The following is a 5026-nucleotide window of genomic DNA, read 5'->3' on the forward strand; positions in this document are numbered from 1 at the left end:
CGCGCTCCAATAGGTACGCTTCCAGGCGTGTCGAGCTTCCAAATTCAGTTTGCGGACACTATCATATATACACCTGGTGACCTTGCTGACGTGCTGGTTGCCATGAATCCAGCCGCGCTTAAAGTCGAAATTCCTAATGTGAAGCCCGGTGGCCTCATTATCGTGAATGAGGATGCATTTACCGATGACAACCTCAATAAAGCGAACTGGTCATCAAATCCTCTGCTAGACAAGACTCTGAAAGATTTCCAGATATTGAAGGTTCCTCTTACAACACTTACCCGGAGCGCGTTGCAAGATTCGGGACTCAAGCACACCGAAGTAGAGCGCTGCAAAAACTTTTTTGCACTGGGTTTCACGTTCTGGCTTTACGACCGAACCCTTGAACATACTATTCAGTGGATTCACGAAAAATTTTCTAAACGCCCGGAAATAGCAGAGGCGAATGTCGCTACCCTTAGGGCCGGTTATAATTACGCTGACATCAGCGAAGCATTTGCCGTTCGTTACCAGGTGAAGCAGGCGCCGATCGAGCCGGGGACTTATCGTAAAGTCACGGGGAGCGAAGCGACCTCTATAGGTTTAGTGACCGCATCGCTCTTGGCAGAAACGCCCCTTTTTTACGCTTCGTATCCCATCACTCCTGCTAGCGATATTCTTCAAGAACTGGCGGCCAATAAGCGTTACGGCGTAAAAACCTTCCAGGCTGAGGATGAAATCGCTGCTTGCGGAGCCGCTCTTGGCGCCTCATTCGGAGGACTGCTTGGAGTAACCGGAACAAGCGGGCCTGGTATGTGCCTCAAAGCGGAGATGGTTGGGCTTGCGGTGATGGCTGAACTGCCGCTCGTAATTGTGGACGTACAGCGAGCAGGCCCTTCGACAGGCATGCCAACCAAGCCTGAGCAGGGAGACCTTCTCATGTCGCTTTTCGGCCGACATGGCGAATCGCCCATCGCCGTCCTTGCAGCCAAGACCCCTTCGGACTGCTTCACAATGGCTATTGAGGCGGTCCGCATTGCCGTCAAGCACATGACGCCTGTGATTTTGCTATTGGACGGATATCTCGCGAATAGCTCCGCACCGTGGAAACTTCCGAACTTGGACGAGTTGCCTAAAATAAAAATCGTTCATCCCAAAGCGGGTAAAGATAAATTTCAGCCTTACGCACGTGATCCCGAAACGCTGGCGCGGTTCTGGGCAGTCCCTGGAACGCCTGGGCTTGAACATCGCATCGGGGGATTGGGCAAAGCTGACATTACAGGCATGGTGAGTAACGATCCCGACAACAATCAAAAGATGGTGAACCTGAGAGCAGAAAAAGTTCGCTGCATCGCTAACGATATTCCTGCGCTTGAGGTTCGTGGCCCGCGTACAGGAAAACTCCTTGTTTTAGGATGGGGTTCGACTTACGGGACGATTTATCAGGCGCTAACCGATATCGAGAAAGAGGGTGTGAATGGGGTGGCGCATGCACACCTTAGTTATCTTAACCCATTTCCGCCGAACTTGGGCGAAGTGCTAAAGAATTACGAGACTATCCTCATTCCCGAGCTTAACTCAGGGCAGCTACTAGTCCTCATCCGGTACCATTTTCCGTTAGTGAAAACGGAGGGGTTGAACAAAGTTCAGGGCCAACCGTTCAAGGTTGTTGAAGTTGTCAAGAAGATCAAGGAGATGCTATGAGCCTGGATAATGACATGACACAACTACCCTATACGAAGGAGGATTTTGTCTCGGGGTCTGACGTTCGCTGGTGCCCAGGCTGCGGCGATTACGCAATTTTATCCGTCATGCAGCGGTTGCTAGCGCAATTCAATACACCTCGGGAAAATTATGTCTTTGTGTCAGGCATCGGCTGCTCGAGCCGCTTTCCCTATTATATGAATACTTATGGTTTCCACACCATTCACGGACGTGCGCCGACTATCGCTACTGGCCTGAAGTGTGCGAACCCTGATCTTTCTGTTTGGATTATAACGGGGGATGGCGACGGGCTTTCGATCGGAGGAAACCACCTTCTTCACTGCATGCGGCGAAACCTGGATATCAATATCGTACTAGTAAACAACCGCATCTACGGTCTCACTAAAGGCCAGTACTCGCCGACCTCAGAGCAGGGGAAGAAGACAAAATCCTCACCCTATGGATCTATCGAACATCCAATCAACCCTCTCTGTATCGCGATTGCTTCCGAAGCGACGTTCATCGCAAGGACACTCGACACCGACCCTAAGCACATGAGCTATGTTTTCGAACAAGCAATGGCGCATAAGGGGATTTCCTTTATCGAGGTATACCAAAACTGTATCATTTTTAACGATAAGTCCTATTTTCCTGTCACCGGCCGTGAGAATCGCGATGACAGAATGATTTACCTCGAAGATGGAAAACCGCTTGTTTTCGGGTCAAAGAAGAATAGGGCGATACGCCTGAATGGGCTGCATACGGAGATGGTCAACCTTGCTGATACGAAAGAAGAAGAACTTCTCATTCATAACGAATCAGCTCCGGAGCCGTATTATGCTTACCTTTTGACACAAATGGAGCACCCCGAGATGCCGGTTCCATTCGGCGTTTTCCGGCACATTGAAAAGCCTATGTACGACAATTTAATGGAAGCCCAAATCAATGAAGTCGAAACTAAAGAGGGTAAGGGAACACTGAATGACCTTATCTATGGCGGCGACACCTGGACGGTTAAATAAGGATGGATCTTTATGAAATTTAAACAACAAGAGACAAAATGCCCCGTCTGCAGCGAGATCAATCTTCTCGGAGCCGACCGCTGCTCTCATTGCTTTCATTCGCTAATGGCGGTTTCCCTTCCTGGGCCGAGAAAAGGGGAGAACATTCAGAGTACCCTCATGACAGCGCCGATCTCGGACCTTCTGACGGGAAAAGACCTGCTGGTTGCTGATCCCGACGACACCATTCAGGAAGTGATCCATATTTTCCAGAAAGAGAAGAAAGACTGCATCCTGGTTTTCAAAAATAAAGAACTTGTGGGCATCCTAAACCAACGGGATATCATTCAACGCGTTTTGGGAATACATAAAGACCTTTCCAAAGTGACTGTCGGCGCCGTTATGACCCCGAATCCGGAATTTGTGCGGGGCGACGATCCCATCGCCTATGTGGTCAACAAAATGGCTATGGGCAACTTCCGGCATGTGCCGGTTCTCTCAGCCGACGGAAGACCGCTAAGTATCGCCACCATCAGGGACGTATTGAAACGTTTAGACCGCCGGGATGAATAGCCCATAGGCCTTTTAACACGAATAGAATAAAAACCGCTCTTCCCTTAATTCTACGCCAGTAACTTATCCAAGAAGTTAAGGGCGTCTATTTTGGAGACGTTTTCGTTTTTGGTTGAACAGCGGGGGGAGAGGACGCAGCCGGGGCAGCCGGTTTGACAAGAACACTCGGAAATGGCGGAACGGACGGCTTCCAACCACTCTTTGACATGCTTGTATGCGCCTTCAGCGAGACCCACACCGCCTGGGGTGGTGTCGTAGATGAAGATTGTCGGGGATAAAGTAACGGGATGGATCGCATACCATGCGCTGCCAATATCACGGCGATCGCAGGAAACCAGAGCGGGAACAAGAGCGCTGGCAACATGTTCGATTGCGTGAGCGCCGCCGCTGAATCCCATGAAGGCTTCCTTGTTAAGTGGATTAGGTTCACCAGGCAATCGCAGCCAGACCGCAACCGTATCAAAACTCCTCGGAGGCAAATCTAATTCATAATATCCCATAGTCGTTTCGGTCATGAGGGAACGCTTTCGGTAACCGATAACATGTTCGGTAACCGTCACTCCGCCCCATGAAACCAACCCCTCACCCAACGGCGTCTCCTCAAGGACAGAGTTGACCACGATGCCGATTTCGTTAATAGCATCGGTGTAATAGGTTGCGGCTGAGGGAATGACCAGGGCTTGTTTTGTTGTTAGGTCAAGTTTTGTGACCTCATAAGGCTCGCCGCGATGCAAATAAATTGCGCCTTCATGCACCACTTCAAACACCCTTGCGCCTTCAATCGTCCCCAAGAGTCGATTGGCTTTTAAATCAACAATCGAAAAGATTTCGCCGGAAGCGGAACGGATATCAACTCTCTTGGCGGGGCTTTCAGCGAATGCGTGATACCATCTGCCTTGACGATATTCCAACAACCCTGCTTCCTCAAGCGTTTGGACGACCTTATCGGCATTTTGTCCGAAAATTTCTAGCTCACTGAATGCAATAGGTCGCTCATGAGCGGCGCACCTGATGTGTGAGGCCAATACATAAGGATTCCCCGGATTGGCTCTGACCTCCTCATGAGGCCGGTCGATGAGCATTTCAGGATGGCGGATGAGATATTGTTCGAGGGGGTCGTTATGGGCAACCATAATTGCCAGCGAACCTTCTCCCGCTCGCCCTGCCCGTCCTGCTTGCTGCCACAGGCTGGAAATAGTCCCAGGGTAACCATTCATCACCACCGCATCCAAACCGCCGATATCCACCCCAAGCTCAAGCGCATTAGTTGCCGCCACACCCAATAAATCGCCATTGAAAAGCCGCTGCTCAATCTCGCGCCGCTCTTCGGGTGTATAACCCCCTCGATAAGATTCGATTTTTCGTTTAAGATGGGCTGAAACATTCGCCAACTCTTGGCGAGCATATCTCAGTACCAATTCGGCAGTAATTCGGGCGCGGGTGAATATAATATTGCGAATACCCGCCGATACAAGGGCAGAAAAAAGGTCGGTGACTTCTGAATTGGGGCTGCGCCGATCGCCTTCCCCAATTTCCGGTGGATTCCAAAATACAACGGTGCGCTCACCCTTAGGAGAGCCGTCATTATCAATGACTTCACACTTTTGTCCGGTCAATTCCTGCGCAAGTTCGCGTGGATTGCCGATAGTCGCCGAACAGCAGATAAACTTGGGAGAAGCGCCGTAGAACTCGGCTATCCGCTGTAGACGCCTGAGGATATTGCCCATGTGCGCGCCAAACACACCGCGATAAGTGTGAATTTCATCAAC

At 50.5% G+C, this 5026-nt stretch carries 4 protein-coding genes; 3 read left to right on the forward strand and 1 reads right to left on the reverse strand.

What is annotated here, in order from left to right:
• The 3 genes from WCO51_09520 to WCO51_09530 form a co-directional block, all read left to right on the forward strand.
• Window positions 1–1683, forward strand: a 1683-nt coding sequence (locus WCO51_09520; GenBank protein ID MEI6513497.1) for a 2-oxoacid:acceptor oxidoreductase subunit alpha, incomplete at its 5' end; no start/stop codon positions are given.
• Window positions 1680–2705, forward strand: coding sequence for a 2-oxoacid:ferredoxin oxidoreductase subunit beta (locus tag WCO51_09525; GenBank protein MEI6513498.1), 1026 nt, complete (start codon window positions 1680–1682; stop codon window positions 2703–2705). The genes WCO51_09520 and WCO51_09525, both read left to right, overlap by 4 nt.
• Window positions 2706–2717: 12 nt before the next feature.
• Complete coding sequence (locus WCO51_09530; protein MEI6513499.1) at window positions 2718–3257, forward strand: CBS domain-containing protein; 540 nt, start codon at window positions 2718–2720, stop codon at window positions 3255–3257.
• Window positions 3258–3307: 50 nt separating this feature from the next.
• On the opposite strand, the gene WCO51_09535 is transcribed toward WCO51_09530, so the two are convergent.
• Window positions 3308–5026 (reverse strand): Zn-binding domain-containing protein (locus tag WCO51_09535; GenBank protein MEI6513500.1); only part of this gene is annotated, 1719 nt, incomplete at its 5' end.

Source organism: bacterium, assembly GCA_037131655.1.
Classification (GTDB): domain Bacteria; phylum Armatimonadota; class Fimbriimonadia; order Fimbriimonadales; family JBAXQP01; genus JBAXQP01.